Source organism: Pseudomonas sp. Irchel 3A5 (genome assembly GCF_900187575.1).
Lineage (GTDB): Bacteria > Pseudomonadota > Gammaproteobacteria > Pseudomonadales > Pseudomonadaceae > Aquipseudomonas > Aquipseudomonas folii.
The window spans coordinates 1-24,006 of the sequence record NZ_FYDU01000021.1; the positions used below are offsets into that span (position 1 = coordinate 1).

At 59.3% G+C, this 24,006-nt stretch carries 19 protein-coding genes; 14 read left to right on the forward strand and 5 right to left on the reverse strand.

Annotated elements, in window-relative coordinates; translation table 11 throughout:
* The first annotated feature begins 377 nt into the window (after positions 1 to 377).
* The 6 genes from CKW31_RS26850 (at position 378) to CKW31_RS26875 (ending at position 6,558) form a co-directional block, all read left to right on the forward strand.
* Positions 378 to 1,391, forward strand: a complete 1,014-nt coding sequence (locus CKW31_RS26850) for a tripartite tricarboxylate transporter substrate binding protein (RefSeq protein ID WP_095101766.1) — start codon at positions 378 to 380, stop codon at positions 1,389 to 1,391.
* Between the two features lie 60 nt (positions 1,392 to 1,451).
* Positions 1,452 to 1,985 carry a tripartite tricarboxylate transporter TctB family protein gene (locus CKW31_RS26855; RefSeq protein ID WP_095101768.1) on the forward strand — a complete coding sequence of 178 codons (534 nt, stop codon included), beginning with the start codon at positions 1,452 to 1,454 and terminating at the stop codon, positions 1,983 to 1,985.
* A complete protein-coding gene (locus CKW31_RS26860; RefSeq protein WP_095101770.1) occupies positions 1,982 to 3,511 on the forward strand; it encodes a tripartite tricarboxylate transporter permease in 1,530 nt (509 codons plus the stop codon). The genes CKW31_RS26855 and CKW31_RS26860 overlap by 4 nt, the downstream gene beginning before the upstream one ends.
* 71 nt (positions 3,512 to 3,582) lie before the next feature.
* Complete coding sequence (locus tag CKW31_RS26865) at positions 3,583 to 4,527, forward strand: LysR family transcriptional regulator (RefSeq protein WP_095101922.1); 945 nt, start codon at positions 3,583 to 3,585, stop codon at positions 4,525 to 4,527.
* A 161-nt stretch (positions 4,528 to 4,688) separates the two neighbouring features.
* Positions 4,689 to 5,567, forward strand: coding sequence for a neutral zinc metallopeptidase (locus CKW31_RS26870; RefSeq protein ID WP_095101772.1), 879 nt, complete (start codon positions 4,689 to 4,691; stop codon positions 5,565 to 5,567).
* Between the two features lie 4 nt (positions 5,568 to 5,571).
* On the forward strand, positions 5,572 to 6,558 hold the full coding sequence (locus tag CKW31_RS26875; protein ID WP_095101774.1) for a hypothetical protein: 987 nt from the start codon (positions 5,572 to 5,574) through the stop codon (positions 6,556 to 6,558).
* Between the two features lie 740 nt (positions 6,559 to 7,298).
* Here CKW31_RS26875 and CKW31_RS26880 read toward each other — a convergent pair.
* The 3 genes from CKW31_RS26880 to CKW31_RS26890 all read right to left on the reverse strand — a co-directional run bounded on the left by CKW31_RS26880 (position 7,299) and on the right by CKW31_RS26890 (position 9,419).
* Entirely contained in the window at positions 7,299 to 7,898 is a 600-nt protein-coding gene (locus tag CKW31_RS26880) for an HAD family hydrolase (RefSeq protein ID WP_095101776.1), read from the reverse strand.
* Positions 7,895 to 8,764 carry an acyl-CoA thioesterase II gene (gene tesB / locus CKW31_RS26885; protein ID WP_095101778.1) on the reverse strand — a complete coding sequence of 290 codons (870 nt, stop codon included), beginning with the start codon at positions 8,762 to 8,764 and terminating at the stop codon, positions 7,895 to 7,897. The genes CKW31_RS26880 and tesB overlap by 4 nt, the downstream gene beginning before the upstream one ends.
* 85 nt (positions 8,765 to 8,849) lie before the next feature.
* Positions 8,850 to 9,419, reverse strand: coding sequence for a GNAT family N-acetyltransferase (locus CKW31_RS26890; protein ID WP_095101780.1), 570 nt, complete (start codon positions 9,417 to 9,419; stop codon positions 8,850 to 8,852).
* Positions 9,420 to 9,541: 122 nt separating this feature from the next.
* Between CKW31_RS26890 and CKW31_RS26895 the strand changes: the two genes are divergently transcribed.
* The 7 genes from CKW31_RS26895 (at position 9,542) to CKW31_RS26925 (ending at position 15,790) form a co-directional block, all read left to right on the forward strand.
* Positions 9,542 to 10,459 (forward strand): histone deacetylase, encoded by a 918-nt coding sequence (locus tag CKW31_RS26895; RefSeq protein ID WP_095101782.1) that lies wholly within the window; start codon positions 9,542 to 9,544, stop codon positions 10,457 to 10,459.
* 207 nt (positions 10,460 to 10,666) lie between these two features.
* A complete protein-coding gene (locus tag CKW31_RS26900; protein ID WP_095101784.1) occupies positions 10,667 to 11,950 on the forward strand; it encodes a TIGR03862 family flavoprotein in 1,284 nt (427 codons plus the stop codon).
* Positions 11,951 to 12,223: 273 nt separating this feature from the next.
* On the forward strand, positions 12,224 to 12,529 hold the full coding sequence (locus CKW31_RS26905; protein ID WP_095101786.1) for a nucleotide pyrophosphohydrolase: 306 nt from the start codon (positions 12,224 to 12,226) through the stop codon (positions 12,527 to 12,529).
* Positions 12,526 to 13,275 carry a methyltransferase gene (locus CKW31_RS26910; protein ID WP_095101788.1) on the forward strand — a complete coding sequence of 250 codons (750 nt, stop codon included), beginning with the start codon at positions 12,526 to 12,528 and terminating at the stop codon, positions 13,273 to 13,275. The genes CKW31_RS26905 and CKW31_RS26910 overlap by 4 nt, the downstream gene beginning before the upstream one ends.
* Positions 13,276 to 13,364: 89 nt before the next feature.
* A complete protein-coding gene (locus CKW31_RS26915; protein ID WP_095101790.1) occupies positions 13,365 to 13,991 on the forward strand; it encodes a DUF4136 domain-containing protein in 627 nt (208 codons plus the stop codon).
* Positions 13,992 to 14,009: 18 nt separating this feature from the next.
* Entirely contained in the window at positions 14,010 to 14,567 is a 558-nt protein-coding gene (locus CKW31_RS26920) for a DUF4136 domain-containing protein (RefSeq protein WP_095101792.1), read from the forward strand.
* Positions 14,568 to 15,016: 449 nt separating this feature from the next.
* Positions 15,017 to 15,790 (forward strand): response regulator transcription factor, encoded by a 774-nt coding sequence (locus tag CKW31_RS26925; RefSeq protein WP_095101794.1) that lies wholly within the window; start codon positions 15,017 to 15,019, stop codon positions 15,788 to 15,790.
* A gap of 10 nt (positions 15,791 to 15,800) precedes the next feature.
* Here the strand turns inward: CKW31_RS26925 and pbpC are convergent, their stop codons facing one another.
* Positions 15,801 to 18,113 (reverse strand): peptidoglycan glycosyltransferase PbpC, encoded by a 2,313-nt coding sequence (gene pbpC / locus CKW31_RS26930; protein WP_095101924.1) that lies wholly within the window; start codon positions 18,111 to 18,113, stop codon positions 15,801 to 15,803.
* Between the two features lie 272 nt (positions 18,114 to 18,385).
* Here pbpC and CKW31_RS26935 point away from each other — a divergent pair, with 272 nt between their 5' ends.
* A complete protein-coding gene (locus tag CKW31_RS26935; protein WP_027898425.1) occupies positions 18,386 to 18,679 on the forward strand; it encodes a hypothetical protein in 294 nt (97 codons plus the stop codon).
* A 98-nt stretch (positions 18,680 to 18,777) separates the two neighbouring features.
* Here the strand turns inward: CKW31_RS26935 and CKW31_RS26940 are convergent, their stop codons facing one another.
* The gene (locus tag CKW31_RS26940; RefSeq protein WP_095101796.1) at positions 18,778 to 23,718 is read right to left on the reverse strand and encodes an alpha-2-macroglobulin; all 4,941 of its coding nucleotides are present in this window, start codon (positions 23,716 to 23,718) and stop codon (positions 18,778 to 18,780) included.
* Positions 23,719 to 24,006 lie beyond the last annotated feature (288 nt).

Genomic DNA, 24,006 nt, shown 5'->3' on the forward strand with positions numbered 1-24,006 from the left:
TACTCGAATCACTTCGAGGCAGAACGTGACGTGATGGATTTTATTGCTCACTACAACCATCGACGTTGCCACTCTGCCTCGAATAACCTGCCGCCAGCTATTTTCGAAAAACTGGCGGCCTAATACTTCTACAGAATGGTCCAAAAAAACTGGACCACTACAAGCGCGCTCCTACAGAATTGTGCGTAGAGCCGGTCCTACAGGTCATCAGATCGATATGTGTCAGCCGACCTGCGATAACCCCAGGCTATCGGTGTATCTGATGTTTTGAGTAGACGCCACCGCAATAGCTTCCCACACTCGACCCAAGATTTGCCGGTCCCTGAATTAGGCAAATCGCTCAAAAAACAATTACAAGAAATAGAGGTTTCATCATCATGCGAACCGCATCCCTTCGACGCGTGTCCCGTCTTCTGCTCGGCTGTTCCCTTGTTTGCGCTGGCACCCTTCCCGCCCTGGCCAACGCCTGGCAACCCGACAAGAATGTTGAAATCATCGTCGCTGGCGGCCCTGGTGGCGGTACCGATCAGCTCGGCCGTCTGATTCAGTCAATCATCACCACTCACAAGCTGCTGGACGTCAACACCGTGGTCCTGAACAAAGGCGGCGGCAACGGGGCCGAGGCGTTTCTGGACCTCAAGATGTCCGAAGGTGATGCCGACAAACTGGTGATCGGCACCAACAACATTTACTTGCTGCCACTGGTCTCCAAGCTTGGTTATCAATGGCAAGAACTGACTCCGGTTGCCGCCGTCGCTGAAGACGACTTCATCCTCTGGACCTACAAAGACGCGCCGTGGAAAGACGCCAAAAGCTTCTACGAAGCGGTCAAGGCCGATCCGTCCAAGCTGCGCATGGGCGGCAGCCAGTCCAAGGACGTCGACCAGACCCTGACCCTGCTGTTGAATAAAACCACGGGCAGCAAGCTGGTTTACATCCCGTTCAAAAGCGGCAGCGAAGCCTCTACACAGCTGGCCGGTAAACACATCGCCGCCAACGTGAACAATCCCAGTGAAAGCATCAGCCAGTGGCGCGGTGATCAGGTCCAGCCGCTGTGCGTATTCAGTAAAGAGCGCATGGGCTACACCGACAAAGTCGCCGGGGACAAATCCTGGGCCGACGTACCGACTTGCCACGAACAAGGCCTGGGCGTTGAGCAATATCGCTTCCCGCGCACTGTGTTCATGCCCGGCAAAGTCACGGCCGAACAACGCGCGTTCTACACCGAGTTGATGCGCAAAGTTTCAGAAGCCCCTGAGTTCAAGGCCTACGTCAAACAGAACGCACTGGTGCCGACCTTCCTCGAAGGCGACCAACTGAGTGCCTACATCCAGCAGGACACGGCCCGCGTTACGCCGGTGTTCAAGGATGCTGGCTGGCTGCGCGAGTGAACTGACTGATCAGGCCCCACTGCCGGGTGTTCACCCGGCAGTTATATCCGGAGGTGTTCCATGCCCCATTCTTCTGAAACATCTGCGCTGGTCGGCACTCGCTGGGTCGAGCTCGGGCTGGCGTTATTCACCCTGTTGATCGGTGCAGTGGTGATGTATGGCAGCCTTGAGCAAGGCATTGGCTGGGGTGACGCAGGTCCCGAGCCGGGTTATTTCCCGTTTTACATCGGCCTGCTGTTGGGCTGCGCAAGCCTGGGCAACATTGTCCTCACACTGGTGCGCTGGCATGCACTGAACATCAGCTTTGTCAGCCGCAGCCAGTTTGCCCAAGTGCTGTCAGTGTTCATTCCCATCGCCCTATTCGTTGCAGCCATGCCGTTCACCGGTATCTACATGGCGTCGGCGGTATTCATCGCCTGGTTCATGTGGCGCGACCGGGTTCGGGCCAAACCTTACGGCAAACTCATGATCTGCTCGGTATCCGGCGGTGCAGTCCTGGCCAGCTACCTGATCTTCGCGCTGTGGTTCAAGGTTCCACTGGACGCAGGTCCGGTCGGTGACTGGCTGGCAATGGCCGGGAGATCGATGCAATGAGCGAATTCGACTCCCTGCTGCACGGCATGAACCTGATCCTCACCCCCGGCCATATCGGGCTGATGGTGGTCGGCGTGCTGCTGGGCATTCTGGTCGGCGTACTGCCCGGCCTTGGTGCCCCCAATGGCGTTGCCCTGCTGTTACCGCTGACCTTCACCATGTCGCCCGTCTCGGCCATCATTCTTTTGTCGTGCATGTATTGGGGGGCGTTGTTCGGCGGGTCGATCACTTCGATCCTGTTCAACATTCCCGGCGAACCGTCATCGGTGGCGACCACCTTTGACGGTTACCCCATGGCCCGTGACGGCCGTGCAGCCGAGGCGCTGACCGCCGCCTTCAGTTCGGCGTTGATTGGCGCACTGGCGGGCGTGCTGTTGCTGACCTTCCTGTCGACACGCATCGCCGAATTCGCCATGTCCTTCAGCTCACCGGAATTCTTCGCGGTGTATTTGCTGGCGTTCTGTACGTTCATCGGCATGAGCAAGAACCCGCCGCTGAAAACCGTAGTCGCGATGATGATCGGCTTTGCCATGGCCGCCGTCGGTATGGACACCGTGTCCGGCAACCTGCGTCTGACTTTCGACCAGCCGATCCTGATGACCGGCATCAGCTTCGAGGTCGCGGTAATCGGCCTGTTCGGTATCGGTGAAATCCTCTGCACCGTTGAAGAAGGCTTGGTGTTCCGTGGCGAGCACGCACGCATTACACCCATGACCATTTTGCGCACCTGGGCCAAGTTGCCACGTTACTGGCTAACGATTTTGCGTAGCACGCTGGTGGGTTGCTGGATGGGCATCACACCGGGCGGCCCGACGGCTGCGTCGTTCATGGGTTACAGCCTCGCGCGCCGCTTCTCGAAGAATCGTGACAACTTTGGCAAGGGTGAAGTCGAAGGCGTCATTGCGCCGGAAACGGCGGACCACGCGGCCGGGACAAGCGCCCTGCTGCCGATGCTGACCCTGGGCATTCCAGGTTCGGCCACGGCGGCAGTGATGATGGGCGGTTTGATGATCTGGGGTCTGCACCCCGGCCCGACGTTGTTTGTCGAGCAGCACGACTTCGTCTGGGGCCTGATCGCCAGCATGTATCTGGGTAACGTGGTCAGTCTGATCGTCGTGCTTGCAACCGTGCCGCTGTTCGCCTCGATCCTGCGCATTCCGTTCTCGATCATTGCGCCGATCATCATCATGATCTGCGCAATCGGTGCGTACTCGGTGCACAACTCGCTGTTCGATGTCGGGCTGATGCTGGTCTTTGGCGCCTTGGGCTATCTGTTCAAAAAACTCGGCTACCCGATTGCGCCACTGGTTTTGGCGGCTGTTCTGGGCGACAAGGCCGAAGATGCTTTCCGCCAGTCGATGCTGTTTTCCGACGGACAACTGGGCATTTTCTGGTCCAATCCGCTGGTGGGCAGCCTGACCACTGCGGCACTGCTGATGTTGTTCTGGCCCTTGATTTCCAGTGGGATCAGAAAAGCACTGGGCTGGCGGACGCGTCATGCAGCCAAAGCGAAATCCGCGCAATGAATGGCAAGGGGCTGGTAAGCCCTGACATTTCTTGTCAGGCTCAGCCCCAGACTTTTCCGCGAGACGCGATCATGACCCGTATTCCTGATGCCAACGTGATTCACAGCCGCCTGCGACTTCGCCAGTTACGGTTGATGCTGGCGCTTCAGGAACTGGGCTCTTTACGTCGGGCTGCCGACAACATCGGCATGACCCAGCCCGCCGCGACCAAGATGCTTCACGAAGCCGAAGATTTGCTCGGCGTCGAACTGTTTGAGCGTCTGCCACGGGGCATGCGCGCCACACAGTTTGGTGAAACCGTCATCTATTACGCGCGCATGGTGTTCGCCGAACTGAGCGGTATGCGTGAGGAACTGGTGGCACTGGAGTCCGGCAACCTCGGCCGGGTTGTAGTGGGTGCGATTCCCGCCCTGGCTTCGGGCCTGCTGACCCGGACCATCGCCGAACTGAAGAAAAGCCATCCGCGTCTGTCCATGAGCATCCAGGTCGACACCAGCGATGTGCTGGTGCAGGCGTTGCTGCAAGATCAACTGGACGTGGTGCTCGGCAGAATTCCTGGCGGTGCCCGCTCCGATGATCTGCTATTCGACAGCCTGGGCGAAGAGGAACTCTGCGTGGTTGCCGGCGCGAAGCATCCCATGGCCAACGCGACGCACCTGGGTTGGGGCGACATGCAAAACATGACCTGGGTCCTGCAACAGCATCCAAGCCCGATGCGCTCGATCATCAATCAGGTGTTCCACAATGCGCGGGTCGACATCCCCAGCAGCATTGTTGAGACCACGTCGATCATGACCTTGCTGTCGCTGGTACAGCAAACCGACATGCTCGGCGTGACACCGGTGTCGGTGGTCGAGGACTACCCCGGTCGCGATTTGCTGGCCGTGCTGCCGATCAAATTCGAGGCGCGCCTGCCGCCTTACGGCCTGATTACCCGCCGCCATCGGGTCCAGTCCTCGGCCATGCTGGCGTTCATGAACTCAGTCAAAAGTGAACAACGTCTCGTACGGGGCTAATTACCCGGACTGATCGCGAACTAATTGCCTCCTGCTCCTCTCTACTCCTGCGCTAGATGTACGTCGTTCAACTCCCATTCAGGTTATGCGTCTGACAATCGGACTGGCGCAGCCTGTGGGTAGCAGCGACACTCCTTACAGGATAAGAAGAGGATTCCCACATGCTATGGAAAAAGGGTCGGCGCAGCGATAACGTCGTGGACGCACGTGACGGCAGCAGCGGCGGCGGTGGGATGCGCATAGGAGGCAAGGGACTCGGCATCGGCGGCGTGATTATCATCGTGGCCATCGGCCTGTTGACCGGTCAGGACCCGATGCAGATTCTCGGCCAGCTCACCGGCCAGGGGACACAGGCCCCAACGTCCAGTGAGACCCGCCAGGCTCCACCGGCCAACGATGAACAGGCGGAGTTCGTACGGTCGATTCTCGGCGACACCGAAGACACCTGGCGCGCAGCCTTCCAGCTGGGCGGCCGCCAATATAAAGATCCAACGCTGGTGCTGTTCAGCGGTCAGGTGCAGTCCGCATGTGGATTTGCCACATCGGCCAGCGGGCCGTTCTACTGCCCTGCCGACCAGAAGGTCTATCTGGACATGGAGTTCTTCCGCGAAATGTCACAACGCTTCAAGGCCGCAGGCGATTTTGCTCAGGCTTATGTGATTGCTCACGAAGTAGGCCACCATGTGCAGACATTGCTGGGGGTTTCGGAAAAAGTCGACGCCGCTCGCCGCAGTGGTCAGCGCATGGAAGGCAGCAACGGTTTGCTGGTCCGCCAGGAGCTTCAGGCTGACTGTCTTGCAGGTGTTTGGGCCTATAACGCACAAAAGCGTTTGAACTGGCTGGAGCCGGGTGATATTGAAGAAGCCTTGAATGCAGCCAACGCCATTGGCGATGATCGCCTTCAGCAACAGGGTCAGGGGCGCGTAGTGCCGGACTCGTTTACACACGGGACATCCGCCCAACGGGTTCGCTGGTTCAAAACCGGCTTTGCCCAGGGCCAACTCAACCAATGCGACACATTCGCCGCCAAGAGCCTCTGATCACATGATGAAACCGCTGCTGATCCTGTCGTTAAGCACCCTTCTGAGTTTCAACGCTCACGCCGAGGATCAGGCGGTCAAATCCATCAGCCCGGAGCGTCTGACGATCAATGGCGCCCAGGCAACGCTCGGCATGAGCCTGAACTGGAATCAGCCCCGGCCGCAGATCGAACGTGCAGTGATTGTGCTGCATGGCCGGTTGCGTAACGCGCCGACTTACCTGCGCAGTATCGAACGTGCTGCCAATCAGTCGAAGCAACGCAACAAGACCCTGCTGATCGCCCCGCAGTTTCTCGACGAGAAAGACATCGCAGCGCACCACCTGGGCGACAACGTGTTGCGCTGGCATGGCGACCAATGGATGGCGGGTGAAAATTCGGTTGGACCGAAGCCGGTCAGCTCATATCTGGTCATCGACCATATTTTGCGTCGCCTGAGCGACAGCAAGCTGTTCCCGAACCTCACGGAAATCGTCATCGCCGGGCACTCCGGGGGTGCGCAAGTGGTGCAGCGCTACGTGATGATCGGCGGCAAGGAAGACGTGCTGTTGAAAAAGGAAGGCATCAAGCTGCGCTACGTGATCGCCAATCCATCGTCATACGCCTACTTTGATACCGAGCGTCCGCTGTCCGTCACCAAGGCCAGTTGCCCCGGCTTCAACGAATGGAAATACGGTCTGAACGGCATGCCGCCTTATGCGGGTAAAGTCAAAACGGCCGAGATCGAAGACGATTATGTGAAGCGTGACGTGACCTACTTGCTCGGCCAGAACGACATCGACCCGAAACACCCGGCTCTGGACAAGACCTGCGGCGCAGAAGCGCAAGGTGCACAGCGTCTGGAACGTGGCGAGAACTTCTTCAAATACCTGCAGAAACGTCATCCACAGGGGCTGAATCAGCGTTTGGTCGTAGTCCCGAATGTGGGCCACAGCGGCGACGGGATTTTCACCTCACCGCAGGGACAGGCAGTGCTGTTCAAGGATTTTTGAACCTGAACGTAAATCCTCTGTAGCGAACTTGTTCGCGAGGGGGCAGACCTGAACCACCGCATCAAGCCCCTCGCCAACAAGTTGCCTCCTACCTTGAAAGCGACAAGCCCGAACCACCGCATTGCAACGGTAGGAGCGAACTTGTTCGCGAGGGGGGATGGTGCATCCCCAGCCTGTGTATCGCCTGAAATTCAGCCCTCCCGAATAAATTCGGTCCTACCGAGGTGGGCGCATGGCCGCTGGACCGGTAGGAGCGAACTTGTTCGCGAGGGGGGCGGTGCATCCGCAGCCTGTGTATCGCCTGAAATGCAGCCCTCCCGAATAAATTCGGTCCTACCCAGGTTGGCGCATGGCCGCTGGACCGGTAGGAGCGAACGTGTTCGCGAGGGGGGATGGTACATCCGCAGCCTGTGTATCGCCTGAAATGCAGCCCTCCCGAATGAATTCGGTCCTACCGAGGTGGGCGCATGGCCGCTGGACCGGTAGGAGCGAACGTGTTCGCGAGGAGGGATAGTGCATCCGCAGCCTGTGTATCGCCTGAAATGCAGCCCTCCCGAATAAATTCGGTCCTACCGAGGTGGGCGCATGGCCGCTGGACCGGTAGGAGCGAACTTGTTCGCGAGGCGCGCAGACCGGTTTGCAGACATTCACCGCTTTATCGTTCATCGCGGGCAAGCCCAGCTCCCACAGGATTCACTGATGACGTGGGGAAACATAGAATCTCCCACAAGGATTGCATTTCAGCTCACAGGACTCAGCAAAGCCCTTATCTCCCCACAATCCTGCGCATGCCAGTCGGCCAACTCCGGCCAGGGGTTTTCCGGCAGGTTGACCAGAATGGTCTTGGTGCCCGCCGCACGCCCGCAATCGAGATCGAAGCGGTAATCCCCCACCATGACCATCTGCGCGGCAGGCACCTGCCAGGCGTTGGCGAAGTGCAGTAATCCAGCAGGATCCGGTTTATGCGGTGCTTCGTCGCGACCGAGAATGTCTTGCACCGCAAAGCACTCCGCCAGACCGATGGCCTCCAGCGTCACATGGGCCAGCTCCCGGGCGTTGCGGGTCAGGATGCCCAGACGATAACCGCGCCCGGCCAGTTCGCGAACCAGTTCAACGGCACCAGGCGCAGCTTTGGAAGCGAGAGCCAGTTCCCGCTCATGCTCCAACAGCCAGGCATGCTTGGCTGCGGCGACATCGGCAGGCAACGTCGCGAGATGCCCGAGGATGTCGTGATCCTGCGGGATATCCAGCGCACGTTTGATCGCCGGGAAATCATGGGCGGCCACGGTTAGCGTGCCATCCATATCGAATACCCAGTGGCGAATTCCGGAAAGACTCATGCCCAGTCCTTGCGATGACGAATCAAACCTTCCTGGCTGACCGATGCCACCAATTGTCCGGCGCGGTTGTAGACGCTGCCACGAGAGAAACCACGGGAATTGCCAGCCCATGGACTGTCCATGGCATACAGCAACCAGTCATCCGCACGCAGATCACCGTGGAACCACAGCGAATGGTCGAGGCTGGCGACCTGCATATCCTTCTGCCAGACCGTCTTGCCATGGGGCAGCAAGGAAGTAGTCAGCAGGTTGAAGTCCGACGCGTAAGCCATCAGGTATTTGTGCATCGCAGGCACTTCAGGCAGCGTGCCGTCGGTGCGGAACCAGATGTACTTCACCGGCTCGGTTGGCTGGGGGTTGTAAGGATCGAGAGCAGTAACCGGGCGAAACTCGATAGGCTTGGGGCAGAGCATCTTGTCGCGCATGGACTCAGGAATCAGGTGCGCCCGTTGCTGCATCAGCTCCAGCTCTGAAGGCAGGTTTTCCGGACCGACGATTTGCGGCATCGACGTCTGATGCTCAAAACCCTGCTCGTCGTATTGGAACGAAGCGCTGCAGGTAAAGATCGGCTGGCCTTTCTGGATCGCCGTCACCCGGCGCGTGCTGAAGCTGCCGCCATCGCGAACCCGATCCACCTGATACACCACCGGCAAACCGGCATCCCCCGGACGCAGGAAATAACCGTGCAAAGAGTGCACGTGCCTTGCGTCTTCAACGGTCTGGCTGGCGGCCGACAGCGACTGGCCCAGAACCTGACCGCCAAACAGCTGGCGAAAGCCAAGGTCCTGACTGCGGCCACGGAACAGGTTTTCTTCAATCGGCTCCAGGCTTAACAGCGCCACCAGATCATCCAACACTTGACTCATTCATTACTCCTCGCACAAACGGTTCGCCCGCCTATCAAGCGTGACAAAAGCTGAAATGATACAGAATTTAACGGCTTCAGCCCCTTCAAGCTTGCAGCGTATCCAGCCATTGTTGGCGAGTGATGCGATAAAGCACGTGGGGTTGCAACGGATGTCCTGACGGGACGTTCGGATGTTCGAAGTCATCGACCGGGTCCGTGGTCATGCCAATTGCCTGCATCACTTTCTGCGAAAGCTCATTGGTTTGCGCCGTGAACGACACGATCTCGTCCACGCCCAAGTGCTCGAAACCACAGCCCAGCGCCGTCCAGGCAGCCTCGCTGGCGTAACCAAACCCCCAGTGCTCACGAGCCAGACGCCAGCCAATCTCTATCGCCGGGGTGAAGTGTGATTCAAAATTCACCACGCCAAGCCCGGTGAAGCCAATGAACTGGCCGGTGTCCTTGCGCTCCAGCGCCCACAAGCCAAATCCAAGTTCTGCAAAGTCCCCGCGTATGCGGCCGATCAGTGCAGCACTTTCCAGATAACTCAGTGGCTCAGGAAAATAGCGCATGACATTGGGGTCCGCACACATGTCGGCAAACGCCTGTAAATCGTCATCCCGCCATTGGCGCATCATCAATCGCGCACTCTCGAGTTTAAGAATCGGCTCCATCGGTTTCTCCATTAACCGGTCAGTCACTGTGTCGGCCAGTGTAGCTTCGCGTTGTTTCACAAAGCTGGGCGTTCAGGGGCAATGCTGGCACTATCCGGCTTCGACCCTTGAACGGACCCGAAATGTCCCTGCCGCTCATCTATCACGAGGATTACAGCCCGGACTTCCCGGCTGATCATCGTTTTCCCATGGACAAGTTCCGCCTGCTGCACGATCACCTGATCGACAGCGGCCTGACCAGCGACGCCGCCTTGCTGCGACCGCAGATATGCCCGAACGACATTCTGGCACTGGCTCATGACCCCTCTTATATACGCCGTTACATGGAAGGTGACTTATCCCGCGAAGACCAGCGACGTCTCGGTCTGCCGTGGAGCGAGGACCTGGCGCGGCGCACGGTACGCGCCGTGGGTGGTTCGCTGCTGACCGCTGAACAGGCCCTCCAGCACGGGCTGGCGTGTCATCTGGCGGGAGGCACCCACCACGCGCATTACGACTACCCCGCCGGATTCTGCATTTTTAATGATCTGGCGGTGATCAGTCATTACCTGCTGCAAAGCGGTCGCGTCGGCAAAGTCCTGATCTTCGATTGCGACGTGCACCAGGGCGACGGCACGGCGCGGATTCTCGCTGATACCGAGGACGCGATTACTGTGTCGCTGCATTGCGAAAAGAACTTTCCGGCGCGCAAAGCCGAAAGCGATTGGGACATCCCGCTGCCGATGGGCATGGGCGATGACGAATACCTGAAAGTCGTCGATGACACGCTTAACTACCTGTTGCCGTTCCATCAGCCGGACCTGGTGCTTTACGATGCGGGCGTCGATGTCCATCAGGATGACGCCCTGGGTTATCTGAAACTGACCGATGCCGGAGTGGCCGCCCGCGACGAAGCGGTGTTGCGCCACTGCATCGGGCGCAACATCCCGGTCATGGGGGTGATCGGCGGCGGCTACAGCAAAGACCGCCAGGCCCTGGCGCGCAGACACGGGATCCTGCATCACAGCGCGCAGCGGGTCTGGGTGTCGGAGGGGTTGTGAGCCCTGCCTCATGACACTACGCAGGACCTGTAGGAGCGCACGAGCACCGCGAGGCCGCGATGGCGTCCTGTCTGATACACCGCCATCGCGGCCTCGCGGTGCTCGTGCGCTCATACATATCTGTGTTCACTGCGCGACGGCGCTCTCCTACAGACGTTGCGAGGCAGGTAGAATGCCCCACCCACCCGCAAAGACACGCACCTCGCCATGACTGACATCCCTCCGACCACCACCCCCTCAGTCGCCATCATCGGCGGCGGCCCCGCTGGCTTGATGGCGGCCGAGGTGTTGAGCCAGGCCGGGATCAAGGTCGATCTGTACGACGGCATGCCTTCTGTGGGTCGCAAGTTTCTGCTGGCGGGTGTCGGTGGCATGAACATCACCCATTCCGAGCCCTACCCTGCCTTCCTGTCCCGCTACGCTGAACGCTCTGGCCACATCGCTCCGCTGCTGCGCAGTTTTGGCGCGGATGACCTGTGCGAGTGGATTCACGACCTCGGTATCGAAACCTTCGTCGGCAGCTCGGGCCGGGTCTTTCCTACCGACATGAAAGCGGCGCCGCTGTTGCGCGCCTGGCTCAAACGCTTGCGCGAGAACGGCGTCACGATCCATACGCGACATCGCTGGCTTGGCTGGGATGCCGCAGGCAACGTACGTATTGCACACCCTGAAGGCGAAACAGCCTTGAGCCCCGATGCCGTGTTACTTGCACTCGGTGGCGCAAGCTGGTCCCGGCTGGGCTCCGATGGTGCATGGTGGCCGCTGCTGGCCGAGCGAGGCGTTGATCTCACGACACTGCAAGCCGCCAACTGCGGTTTCGAAGTGGCCGGATGGAGCGAGTTGCTGCGCAGCAAGTTCGCGGGCGCACCGTTGAAAAACATTGGCATCGGCATGCGCGGGCAGACGCCTCGCCTCGGTGAATGTGTGATCACCGACAACGGCGTAGAAGGCAGCCTGATCTATGCACTGTCGGCGCAGATTCGTGAAGAAATCAATCGGCAGGGCGCTTCCACCGTCCTGATCGATCTGCTGCCGGGAAAAGCGTCTCCAGCCATTCAGAAAGCCCTGGAAAAACCTCGGGGTTCGCGCTCCATGTCCAAACACTTGCACAGCCAACTGGGTATCGATGGGGTGAAGGCCGCCTTGTTGCGAGAGCTGGCCCCGCGTGAAGCGTTCGATGATCCCGCCCGACTGAGCCAGATCGTAAAAGCCCTGCCGCTGAACTTGATCAAAGCCCGCCCGCTGGACGAAGCCATTAGTACGGCTGGCGGTGTAACCTTCGAAACCATGGACCAACGCCTGATGCTCAAGCAATTACCCGGCGTATTCTGCGCCGGAGAAATGCTCGACTGGGAAGCGCCAACCGGCGGTTACCTGCTCACCGCATGCTTCGCCAGCGGCAAGGCTGCGGGGCTGGGAGTGCTGGAGTGGTTGAAACAGGGTCAACATAACTCTTCTGTGGGAGATTCGATATTGGCCTGCAAACGCTGATAGGTAGGAGCGAATTTATTCGCGAGGGCGCCGGTTCATACGCAGCTTATGCATGGCTTTAAGTGCTGCCTTCCCGGATGAAGCGGCGCGCCACGCCCAAGCCTGTGGGAGCAGGGCTTGTCCGCGATAAGGCTGGACGCGATCCAAATCAAACCTAGTTGTCTTCATCGCGAGCAAGCTCTGCTCCCACAGAATTCACTGATGACGAGGGCAACATAGAATCCCCCGCATAGCCATGGCCAGGCACAAACTCTTTGATACTCAGGACACTCCATGAACCTAGAAGAACTCACCCAACGCCTGCACCGCATCCGCGATCAGAACGACTGGAAGCAGTTTCACAGCCCGAAGAATCTGACCATGGCCGCCAGCGTGGAGATGTCCGAGCTGGTGGAAATCTTTCAGTGGCTGACTGAAGACCAGTCCCGCCAACTGCCACCCGAGAAGCTGGAGCATGCCGGTCAGGAAGTGGGCGATATCATTCTTTATTTACTGCTGCTATGCAGCGAACTGGGCATCGACATGGACAAAGTGGTTCGCAGCAAACTGGCTGACAGTGAACGCAGGTTTGCCAAATGAGTGATCGTCACTTCGATCAACTGGCGACCCGATTCGCCGAAAAAATCTACGGCGGAGCCAAGGGCGCGATTCGCCTCGCAGTACTTCAGGCGGACCTGACAGAAGCACTGCCCGAACGGCCACTGCGCGTGCTGGATATCGGTGCCGGGCTGGGCCATATGTCGTTATGGCTGGCCGGGCGCGGCCATGAAGTCACCCTCGCCGAACCGGCCGCACCCATGCTTGAAGGTGCGCGCCAACGATTCATTGACGCAGGTCAGACCGCTACGTTCATTCAGGCACCCTGGCAAGAACTCTCGGATCAGCTGCATGAACCTTACGATCTGGTGCTGTGCCACGCCGTTCTTGAATGGCTGGCCGAGCCGCACACCATCCTTCCGGTGCTGCATCAGTTGACCAAGGCGGATGGCTGGCTGTCCCTGGCATTTTACAACCGCGACGCGCTGATCTATCGCAACCTGCTCAAAGGTCACTTCAAGAAAATGCGCAAGAACGACATGGCCGGTGAGAAGCAAAGCCTGACCCCGCAACAGCCCCTTGATCCCCGTGAACTGGCGGCGCAACTTGAAGGCCTGTGGCGTGTCGAAACCCAGAGCGGTGTCAGAGTGTTTCACGACTACATGCCGGTGGAATTCCAGGCCCGGGCCGAACTGGTGGATTTGCTGGAAATGGAGCTGGCTCACCGTCGGCATCCCGCCTATGCAGGGCTGGGTCGATATCTGCATTGGGTGTGCCGCCCACTTTGACTCTTGATAAGCGCCGGGTTGATCACAGGCAGTCCGGCGTCGCTGATCTCCGTTTTCCTGTCCTCGAAGGCCACTTTGCGGAGGCCATGATGAAACGCCGCCTTGCTTTGATTCCTCTGTTCCTCGGTTTGGCTGCCTGCCAGAGCGATAACCCGTACCGCGCCGATTCCAGACCACTGCCCCCTGCCCCCGCTCACGCCGCAAATGCCGTGGACATGAGCGCGTACCCGGCTCCGCCACGGGACTACGGGCGCTATCGCAACTGGACCTGGCGCAACAACCAACTGCCCGGCGGCTCGGCGTGGGCCGATTCTGCGCAAATCGCCGAGGCGGTCAGCAATGGTCTGGATCAGCGTGGTCTGCGCCCGGCGAACGGCACGCAACCTGCCGACCTGCAAGTAAGCGCGCAAACCCGTATGGAGATCCGCACTCGCCAGGTTCGTGACGACTATTACGATCCTTACTATGGCGGAAGCGGAATCGGCTATGGCCGCGGCCCATACGGCAACCGCTATGGCGGTTATGCCAGCGTGCCGATCGTGCGCACTTATCAGGAACAGGTGGTCGTCGTCAGCATCAGCCTGTTCGACGCCCGCGACGGTCAGCCGGTGTGGAGTGCCAGCGCAGAAACGCAGAACGGCGGCGATCAGTCCGATCGGTCCAAGGCGCTGCGTCAGGCTGTGCAAAAAGCATTGAGCGCGTATCCTCCTTCCTGACATCTTCGGAGAACTGCCATGTTTCGCCGTCTTGCTCTGCTGTCCCTGCTAGTGCTGCTCAGTGCGTGCCAAACCAACCAGATCAATCGTGACTTCGACGCCAGTCGTGACTTTGGCGGCTACCGCAGCTGGAGCTGGAAAGAGCCCGGCGTGCAGTACCAGCCTGATGACCCACGGATCAAGAGCGACCTTACCGACCAGCGTATTCGCCAGTCGATTGGCGAGCAGCTCGACCAGCGCGGTTTGCGCATGGCCCCGTCGGGTGCCAACGGTGATCTGAAGGTCCAGGCATGGCTAATCATGGAAAACCGTCAGCAACTGGTCAGCACCAATTACGGTGGAGGCTGGGGCCCGTGGGGAGGTTACGGGTACTGGAACGCACCGATGACCGAAACCCGTAGCGTGGACTACAAGGTCACGACCCTGCAGATCGACCTCTTCGATGGGAAAGACGGCAAACTGGTCTGGCGCGGCAGCACCGAGCGCATCCTCAATCAGGACAACGCCCCAAATGCCCGTGAAACGGCTATTCGCCAGACAGTGGCAAAGATTCTGGAGCAATATCCGCCACGTTAAGTGGGTTCGTTAGTTGAGGGGCCAACGATAATGGCCCCTTTTTAAATAGGTGTAAGAAGTAAGTACCTGCGACTTCAATACGTTAACCAGCCTCTGCTATCTCCCTTCATTAAACGTCAAAAAATACTTTCCAGCATTGAAACAGATTTTCTTCAGCAGCGATTTTGTCAGTTCTAATACTCGACCTGTAGGAGCGCACGAGCACCGCGAGGCCGCGATAGCGATTTATCAGGCAGACCGCTATCGCGGCCTCGCGGTGCTCGTGCGCTCCTACAGACCCACCAGACCAGCCGCCCACTAGTCGCAAACAATGCTTAACACTATGTACATAACGCGAAAGTCTGACTACGGTAGTAAAGGTCTCAGGGAACACGTGACCTTAGATCGTATCGATAAAGCGTGAGTTTCGACTCTGACACGCTTTGTATTTCGCAGACAGGGAGTAGCGCGTGAACATCAATTCTTCAGTGAAAGTACTAGTCGTCGACGACCAGCCCTCCGTTGTAAACGAGCTAAGCGGTTTTCTTCAAAGCAACGGCTACGAATGCGCTGGCAGTTATTCAAGCAAAGAAGCACTCGAACAATTTCGTAACGACCCCGAAGTCGGCATCGTCCTTTGCGATTTGCATATGCAAGCGCCCGACGGCCTTGAGCTGGTTCAGGCACTCAAGCTGGCCGCTGGTAAAAAGCGGGTGTTCGAAACCATCGTCCTGACCGTTAACGATGACAAGCAGGATGTGATCAAAGCGCTGCGTGCCGGTGTTGCTGATTACTTTCACAAGCCGGTCAATCTGCGTGAGGTGCTCGAAGGCGTCCAGCGTCAGGAAGCCGTGCTGCATGAGCGGCAAAAGAGCTACCGGCAACTAGGTGAACTCAACGAAAAGCTGCGCTTTCTTGCCGCGTCCATTGATGGTCTTTATGAAGATCTGGACCAGCTCCGTCGTCCGCTATTAACCACTGTCAGTGCCGAGGAAGACGCCGAAGGTGAGATGGATCTGTCGATGCTCTTCGCGCCCCTCTCCCCTCGCCAGCAAGACGTAGCGAAGCTGGTCGCCAAAGGCCATACCAACTATCAGATCGGCTGCAAGCTGGGCATCACTGAGAACACCGTCAAACTGTACGTGTCGCAAGTGCTGCGCCTGACCCACATGCACAACCGCACGCAACTGGCGCTAGCCATGTCGCCAAACGGGCAAAGTCGGCAGCGGGACACGGCTCATTGATGTCCGTTGTTCAATCGACGGTATCAAACACGACCCTTGCAGTCTGACCGCTTTCATCCAGCACGCTTAGTTCATAACGACCGAGGCGTGTCAGGGTCGGGCTGAAATGGGCCTGATTGTCGGTGTCGGCCATCGGCACGCCATCGACAAACCACCAGCGACGACCACTGCCGCCCAAGGCGGAAAGATTCAGGCGTAGCGCCTGGCGACTGCCAGCAGGCAAGCGCAGATGATCGCCCTCACGCACGCCGACGATCGACAGTGGCGGTGCCAGGCTCAGACCCTGCGGCGGGCATGCAGGATCGACTGCGGGCAAGCGCGCTTCTCTGCGTTCGTCACGCGCCAGCCAGGGTTCAAGGGCGGCGGGCCATAGCGCCAGAACCTGCGCCTTCGCCCCAGGGCAATCCGCCGCAACCCGCAAGCCCTGAGCATTGACCCAAATCTTTTCCTGCAACCCCAGCCCCAACGGTTGATCAATGGCCTGCAAGGTTGGCGGCGTGGTGCCCTCCAGCGTCCAGGCAAACCGCTGCCTGCGACAGTTCGGATCGTTCTTGCTCATGGGCTGGCCCAACGGCCAACAAATCGCCGCCACGCCCACGCTCGACGGCACTGGCTGAATCGGCGCGGTGATCCCTCGCTGACTGTCTCTATTAGCCAGCACGTCATGAACCTGCAACATCAACGGCGCGGCCGAAGCCAGGCCAAACTGCCCCGGCACGGGCGTGCCGTCGGGACGACCGATCCACACGCCGACCAGATAACGCGGCCCGACACCAATGGCCCAGGCGTCACGAAAACCGTAACTGGTCCCGGTCTTCCAGGCCAACTGTGGGCGCTGTACCAGCTCAGCATGAGGATCGAGATCCGGGCGCGACTGACCACTGAGGATCTTGCGAATAATCCACGCTGCGCCCGGCGACATCATGCGTCGCTCCCGCAGCGGTGCATCGGGTTGCAAGCGAATATCAGCGCTGCGCCCGCCCCGCGCGAAAGCGCTATACCCACCGACCAGATCCTCCAGACGACTGCCAACGCCGCCCAGGATCATGGCCAGATTGGGTTCGGCCAACGGCGGCAGGGTCAGCGGCACGCCGCCGTTGCGCAACTCGGCGGCAAACCGCTTCGGTCCGTAGGCTTCCAGTAGTTGTACCGCTGGCAAGTTAAGGGACATGGATAACGCTGAACTGGCGGCCACCGCCCCGCTGAACCCCGCCGCAAAGTTACCCGGTCGGTAGTCCCCGTAGTGGCGTGGCACGTCCTGCATCAGGGATTCGGAATGGATCAGTCCGGCATCCATCGACAGCCCGTACAGAAAAGGTTTGAGCGTCGAACCTGGCGAACGCAGGGCGCTGATCATGTCCACGTGGCCAAAACGTTTGGCGTCGTTAATGTCTACCGAACCAACGTAGGCGCGTACCGCCATGCTCTGCGCCTCGACCACGAGGATCGCCGCCGAGGTGCGCTCCGGCAATCGGGCACGCCAACCCAACAGTAAATCCTCAAGACGACGCTGCAGACCAGCATCCAGCGTGGTGCGAATCAATGGCGGGCTGTCCGGACGGTTCAAACGCCGCGCCAGCAGTGGAGCGAGGCTTGGCTCCTGACGCGGGGCCAGCAGTAACGGCTCTTCCAGCGCTTCATCCACCGATCGTTGCGGCCAGACCTGAAATTGCGCCAGACGCTTGAGCACCTTGTCCCGTGCAACCTGCGCCCGCTGTGGATGACGATCGGGCCGCAAGCGACTCGGCGCCTGGGGCAGCACCGCCAACATTGCCGCTTCGGAGCGGGTCAGTTGCTGCGGTGACTTGCCCAGATAGGCCCAGCTGGCCGCGGCGACACCCTGCAAGGTGCCGCCAAACGGTGCACGATTGAGGTAGATGGCGAGAATCTCATCCTTGGACAGATGCCATTCCAGCTGCATCGTGCGCCACAGTTGTCGCACCTTGCCGGGCAAGGTGCGCGCATGCGGGTCGAGCAACCGCGCCACTTGCATCGACAACGTGCTGCCGCCCGACACCACCCGCGCACCTTTCAGGTTCTGCCACGTCGCTCGCACCAGCGACAGCGGATTGACCCCGGGATGGGTGTAGAACCAGCGATCTTCGTAAGTCAGTAATGCCTCGATGTAATACGGCGAGACCTGGTTGATCGACACCGGATAACGCCATACCCCGTCGGCATCGGCAAAACGCCAGAGCGGCGTACCGTCTTCGGCCAGCACCACGCGGGCCAGATCGTCCTTAGGTAAAGGCAACGGCCAGAGACGGTCGGCGAGCCAGAGCAGGGCGATGATCAATGCCAGTCCGGCAATAAGCCCACCCAGGCACTGTGTGACTAACCTGTGGGAGCGGTGCTTGCCCGCGATAAGGCTGGACGCGATTGACCTGATATCTGCGGCGCCCTTATCGCGGGCAAGCACCGCTCCCACAGGTTCCGTGGATCCCAAAGGTTGCACAGGTCTCCGGCGCTTGAAGAATCGTGACAATATTCCCGGCTTCAAGGCAAAACGCCCTTACACTCCACGGAACTCGCCGCACTAATCGATAGCCAAAGCGAACAGTCGCCTTTAATCATGACCTTCATCAGGACGCACATATGCAGGTAGAAAGCTTTTTTGAATGGCTGGGCCAGGCGCTCGGCGCGGTCATCCGCTTTATCGTCGATGGACTGGAATGGTTCTTCAATCTCTTCGCCAGCGCGGGCGGAAATTTTGTCGATGGGTTGTCCCGCACTCTGGGCATGGACACTTCACTGGTCAGCATCCTGGCATTGATCGTCGGTTTGCTGTTCCTGTACTCGGCGATCCGCGCATTCATGCGCGCTTCAATCATCATGGGCATCATCTGGCTGGTGCTGGGCCTGTGGCTGCTGAGCTGGATTATTCATTGATGCGCCTGCCCTTGTAGGAGCTGCCGAAGGCTGCGATAGCGGTGTGTCAGATAAATCGCTTTCGCAGCCTTCGGCAGCTCCTACAGGAATTTGCATACTTACTTACCCTTCACCACCATCTGCGCAGCCGCTTCACCCAGCGCTTGCCAGTTCGGCCGATACATCGACTCCACTTGCGGCGGCGGTACACGATAGACACCCGGCGTCACGGCGCGAGCCAGGTACAGCAGGTGCACCGTGTTGTAGCCATTCAAATCCAGTGCAGCAACGAAGCGATCACCGCGGTATTCCTGATGCTTGATACCGGCATTCTCCATCGACTGACGCCACTCTTTTACTGACTCGCTGGCGTCTTCGAGGCTGGCAGCGCTTTGCGCCAGATTCTGGTTTTCCAGCTCCAGACCGGCAGGCAGCAGATCCACGACCAGTGCATCCGGCACCCGTTGCTGAGCTTTGACCTCGATGTGCACCAGCAACAGCTGGCCGCTTTTCAACGCGTTGAGGTTGGCAGGTTCGCCATCAAGGCCAAGGTACTCGCGACGAATACTGAGGTTCTCGCCTCCCGCCACCGGTGCCTGAGTCGGATAACCCGACAGCGTCAGTTGCTGATACAGCGTCGCACTGCCCTGATTCTGCACAGACATCGGCGAAGCCAGCAGTGGTCCGTCAAGCTTCAGGCCCGGCTGTTCGTTGCTCAGCTCGCGACTTTCAGCACCCGTATAAAGCGTCGCAGTCCATTTGCTTTCCGGCTTACCCAACAGATCACGTCCCGCGAGGAACAGCGCGTTGCGCTCCTGGGTGGACAGATAGCGGCTTGCGGCCACTTCGTCGGCAAGGGCAAACAGGCGCTGGTCGCGCTTGTCAGCGGCCAGATTGTTTTCTTCCAGCAACGCCAGGATCAACGCCTGATCACGCAACGGACTGCCGTAATCGGCGAGCCATTCGTTACCTTTGCGACCTGCTGCCAGACCGGCCAGCATGGCTTGATCGGCACGCGGCTTGTCGCCCATTTTCTCCAGTGCCACCGACAGCTGCACCAGCGGTAAACCGGAGCGGGCATCGGTGCGACGATCAAACAGGCTGCGCAACGCGCCGAGCGGAGCTTGTTGACTGCGGGACAACACCAGGCCAGCGTACGCCTGCACGGCAAAGCGCGTGTGCTCGGCGTTCTGGCTGTAACTGACTTCGATCTGATTGCGCTCCTGCAGATAACGCAGCAGCCGCTCGTTGGCTTTCTTCAGCGCATCAGGCGGCACCGCAAAACCCTGATCACGCGCACGCAGCAGGAAGTCGGTAACGTAAGCCGTCAGCCAGTATTCTTCCTCGCCATCAGCGTTCCACAACCCGAAGCTGCCGTTATGGCGCTGCATCCCCAGCAGCCGCTCGATGCCCAGTTCGACCTTGCGCTTGCGCACAGCATCGGCTTCACCTTTGATGCCCAGGCGCTTGAGAGTGGCGGCATCCGCATACAGCGATGGATAAAGCCCGCTGGCGGTCTGTTCAAGGCAGCCATAGGGGTAGGCTTCCAGGGCGCGAATCTGCTCACCCAGATTGAGCGGCGGACGGCTCGACACCGACAGCATGGCTTCACGCCCCGCAGGTTCGAACGCATCGAGCGCGCCTTCAGGCAGGTTCCATGGCTGCTCGTTCAGCGTTGTGCGGTAATGCTTGAGCATCGCCGGATAAACCGGGCGCACGCCGATGGTCCACTCGCGGGAGAACGGCGGCAGATTTTCGCCCGGCAACACTAAGCCGTTTACTACGACTTTGAACTTGCCCTGCCCCAGCCCGCCCTCGGCGCGCACCGGAATGCGCAGCGTTGTACGTTGCCCCTGGGCCAGTTGCACGCTCTGGCTGAGCGCGCCATTAGCGAGGCTCAACTGACCTTCGGCGGAGGCTTGCACGGTCAGTTTTTGCGCCTGACCGGACAGATTTGAAAGGTCCAGCGCTACCGTGGTCTGATCGCCACCGGCAAGGAAGCGCGGTGCCGACAGCTCGGCAATGATCGGCGCGGCCACTACGGTTTTCGCTTCGGCCATGCCGTAACGCTCGCCCGTCCAGGCCTGCGCCATGATGCGCAACTCGCCATTGAAATCCGGAATGTCGACGCTGACTTCACCTTCGCCCTGCTCGTTGAGCGTCACCGGCGCACTTTGCAACGCCACGATCGTCACCGAGGTATCAGGACGCTTGCCGCCCTTGGCCAAGGCGTCACCACCGAAGGCCAGACTTGCCAGACGGTTGCGACCGGCCTCGATCAACTGGCCGTAAACATCCAGCTGATCGGCACCATACTCTTTGCGGCCAAACAGACTGGCGAATGGATCCGGCGTGGCGTAGCGGGTGATATTAAGGATGCCCACGTCTACCGCAGATACCAACACGTGGACTTCTTTCGGCACGCTGCCATCCGCGTTCTTCGCCGCAACCTTGAGTTTCAATGGCTGTTTAGGGCGCATTTTTTCCGGAGCAGTCACGGTCAGCGCCAGCTTGCGTGGCGAGCGATCCAGCGGCAGATGCAGCACGCCAACGGCACGTTTAGGCGTGACGTTAGCCTTGCGCTCACCGGGACGAACCACCAGTGCACTCACGTATAAATCATGCCGCGCCCATTGCTTGTCCAGCGGCACATCGAAGGTCTTGCCCTCGGCAGGTACGTCGATCTCTTGCCACCACAGCGGCCCTTCACTGGACTCAACCAACAAGTAACCTTTGCCTGCTGCAGGCGGCGTGACCGTTACTTTGGCCGTGTCGCCATCGTTGTAACCCGGTTTATCCAGCGCCAGCTTGACCTGGTCGGGACGTACCGCGCCGCCTTCAGCATTGTCCTGCCAGCGATAACCGGCCCAGAAACGCAGACTGCTGATCAAACCGGTTGCAGGATCTTCGACTTCAACCCGGTACGGGCCCCATTCCACCGGGAACGTGACCTTGGCAGTTGCGTCTTGCTTGATGTTGATGGTCTCTTCGCTGAGGTTGAGGAATTTCTCGTTGAAGTGATAACTCCAGCCTTCGCTGTCCGAGTAGTTCCAGTAATAGTCACGACGCTCGCGAACCAGCCGGACTTTGACGTTATCGGCAGCCAGCTTGTTACCCGCGTAGTCGGCGACCAGCACTTCGAACTCAACCGGGCCATCACCGTCGGTCTGCGGCATGCCGCTGGCTTCATCGTATTCATCGTTGCTGCCCGGATTGCTACCGAACAGCGGGCGCAGCCCCGGCATCTGATCCGCAGGCCACACCGGCTGCACCAGCCGCCGAGTGATCGGTCGTCCACCGGACTCTTGCAGGCTGGCTTGCAGAATCAACTGCAACGGCGACTTGGCGTTCGACCATTTGCTTTCGACATCCAGGCTCAGCTTGCCCTGTGCGTCCAGAGTGGTCGCTTCAATCTCCAGATCCTGCTTGAGCTCCGGCTCGGTAATCGAACCAAACTGATAACCCGGCAAGCCCGCCACCGCGTCACGCAACGGCCTCACGTACAGCAAACCGGTCAGGTTATTGCCAGACGCCGGGGCACCGTAAAGGTAACGCCCAGTGATATCGAACACCGCGTTGTCGGTAGTTGCGATGGGGGTTTCGCTGCCTTTGATTTCCAGCGCAAGCCGTTCTGGCAGGAAGTCTTCGACCTGAAACTCATACAACTGCGGCTTGCCGTCACCCAGGTCGAACACCAACTGCCAGCGTCCGGTGGGGGCTTCGTCCGCCAGTTGCAGCTGATACTGATACAACCCGGACTTGTCTGCTTCCCAGACAAACTTGCGGCTGACTTGCTCGTCCGGTCGACGCACTTCGACGGTAATCGGTTGTGGTTTTACGTCTTTGCCGTCGTTATCGCGCAGCAAGCCGTTAAGCAGCACGGTTTCCCCCGGACGATACAAATCCCGCGGGCCAAAGATGAAGAACTGCAAAGGGTGGGCTTGCGGCCCGGTGATGTCGAACTCGGCCAGATCCAGCGCCGAGCTGTCCAGACGCAACATACTGGTCTGTTCGTCTTTATGCGCCAGCAGCACGGCAGCCTTGGCCGGCAGAGGTAATTCGGCATGGCCTGCAGAATCAGTTTTCGCCTGACCCACAACTTTGCCATTGCTGTCGTAAAGCTCCAGTTCGACGCCGCTCAAGGCTTTACCGCCCTCAAGCGCCTGGGTAAAAGCATCAAGGCGATTGGCGTAGCGATGCACCGACAAACCGATGTCACTCAGGGTAAAGAGCGTCGCGGGATTGGAGTAAGTGTAAGTCCCCGAGGCGCGCATCACGGCGAGGTAAACTCCAGGCCCTTGCAGTGCTTTGATCCCGGCAATCGGCAACAACAGGGTTTCCCGAGTGTTGCGCGCCGGGTTCAGGTCAAAGCGACCTTCGTAAACCAGATCGGCCTTGTCCAATAGCTCTTTGGATTCGTAATACTCGATGCTGGACCCGCCGCGCCAATTGCTGAGAAAGGCTGGCAACGCATCGGGTTTGACCCGGAAGAACTCGACATTGACCTTGTCGACGTTCAGCGCGATGACCGGCAAGCCCTCAGCCAGACGAGTCGGCAACAGGCTGCCACGGCTGGCGAAACCGACCGTCGGTTGCAGGTCTGCGGTCTCCAGGCGGCTGATGAATTCCGCTGCGAGTTTCGCTTTGTTGACGCCGATCAACCCCGCATCAACCGTCAGAACCAGTTTGCGCTTGGGTTCCAGATGCCGCAGACGCAGTTCCATGAGGTTGTCGGACAGCTCCCATGCGCCGTCGACCTTGCCATTCTTGCTGTCCACCAGATGCAGTTTTTCAGCGAACTTCTGCTCCGGGTCCAGCGGCACGGAAAAGCTAACCGACAGGGTGCTCGCCCCGTCCACCTGAATCTCTGAAACGTCCACGACAGTCAGGTCGCGGCCCTCATAACGTTTGCTTAACGCGGGAAGATCCACCGCTGGCTTGGGCTTGCTCGCCTCCACCGCTACGGGCTGTGATGCCGGGGCAGGTTTGTCCGGAGCAGAAGAATCACAGGCGCTCAGCAGCGCAAGCGCGCAGGCCAGAAACAGTCCTTTGTTAAACATGGGGCACTCATCGGGGCAGGTTGAGAGAGGGTAACTATATAGCAGGCAAATGACCGGAGATGTCAGAGCGCGAGAATAGACAGCCGGTTTGAGACTTTGTTCTCAGGGAGCCGTGTAGGAAAAGTGGACAGAGATTGTAGTCGCGCAGGATCGGTCATGGGATTACGACGTGGGACCGGCTTTAGCCGGGAAGAGGCCCGTACATTCAATGTATCTGCATCGTCAGGAATGCCGCTTTCCCGGCTAAAGCCGGTCCCACGTCAGTAATCTGACTCTGAGGTCTGGACC

Coding starts and splice junctions, on each gene's coding strand:
- CKW31_RS26915 (WP_095101790.1), top strand. CDS start 13,365: ATGAAACGCCGCCTTGCTTTGATTCCTCTGTTCCTCGGTTTGGCTGCC.
- CKW31_RS26895 (WP_095101782.1), top strand. CDS start 9,542: ATGTCCCTGCCGCTCATCTATCACGAGGATTACAGCCCGGACTTCCCG.
- CKW31_RS26900 (WP_095101784.1), top strand. CDS start 10,667: ATGACTGACATCCCTCCGACCACCACCCCCTCAGTCGCCATCATCGGC.
- CKW31_RS26905 (WP_095101786.1), top strand. CDS start 12,224: ATGAACCTAGAAGAACTCACCCAACGCCTGCACCGCATCCGCGATCAG.
- CKW31_RS26875 (WP_095101774.1), top strand. CDS start 5,572: ATGATGAAACCGCTGCTGATCCTGTCGTTAAGCACCCTTCTGAGTTTC.
- CKW31_RS26880 (WP_095101776.1), bottom strand. CDS start 7,898: ATGAGTCTTTCCGGAATTCGCCACTGGGTATTCGATATGGATGGCACG.
- CKW31_RS26855 (WP_095101768.1), top strand. CDS start 1,452: ATGCCCCATTCTTCTGAAACATCTGCGCTGGTCGGCACTCGCTGGGTC.
- CKW31_RS26850 (WP_095101766.1), top strand. CDS start 378: ATGCGAACCGCATCCCTTCGACGCGTGTCCCGTCTTCTGCTCGGCTGT.
- CKW31_RS26870 (WP_095101772.1), top strand. CDS start 4,689: ATGCTATGGAAAAAGGGTCGGCGCAGCGATAACGTCGTGGACGCACGT.
- CKW31_RS26910 (WP_095101788.1), top strand. CDS start 12,526: ATGAGTGATCGTCACTTCGATCAACTGGCGACCCGATTCGCCGAAAAA.
- CKW31_RS26935 (WP_027898425.1), top strand. CDS start 18,386: ATGCAGGTAGAAAGCTTTTTTGAATGGCTGGGCCAGGCGCTCGGCGCG.
- CKW31_RS26865 (WP_095101922.1), top strand. CDS start 3,583: ATGACCCGTATTCCTGATGCCAACGTGATTCACAGCCGCCTGCGACTT.
- CKW31_RS26860 (WP_095101770.1), top strand. CDS start 1,982: ATGAGCGAATTCGACTCCCTGCTGCACGGCATGAACCTGATCCTCACC.
- tesB (WP_095101778.1), bottom strand. CDS start 8,764: ATGAGTCAAGTGTTGGATGATCTGGTGGCGCTGTTAAGCCTGGAGCCG.
- CKW31_RS26920 (WP_095101792.1), top strand. CDS start 14,010: ATGTTTCGCCGTCTTGCTCTGCTGTCCCTGCTAGTGCTGCTCAGTGCG.
- CKW31_RS26890 (WP_095101780.1), bottom strand. CDS start 9,419: ATGGAGCCGATTCTTAAACTCGAGAGTGCGCGATTGATGATGCGCCAA.
- CKW31_RS26940 (WP_095101796.1), bottom strand. CDS start 23,718: ATGTTTAACAAAGGACTGTTTCTGGCCTGCGCGCTTGCGCTGCTGAGC.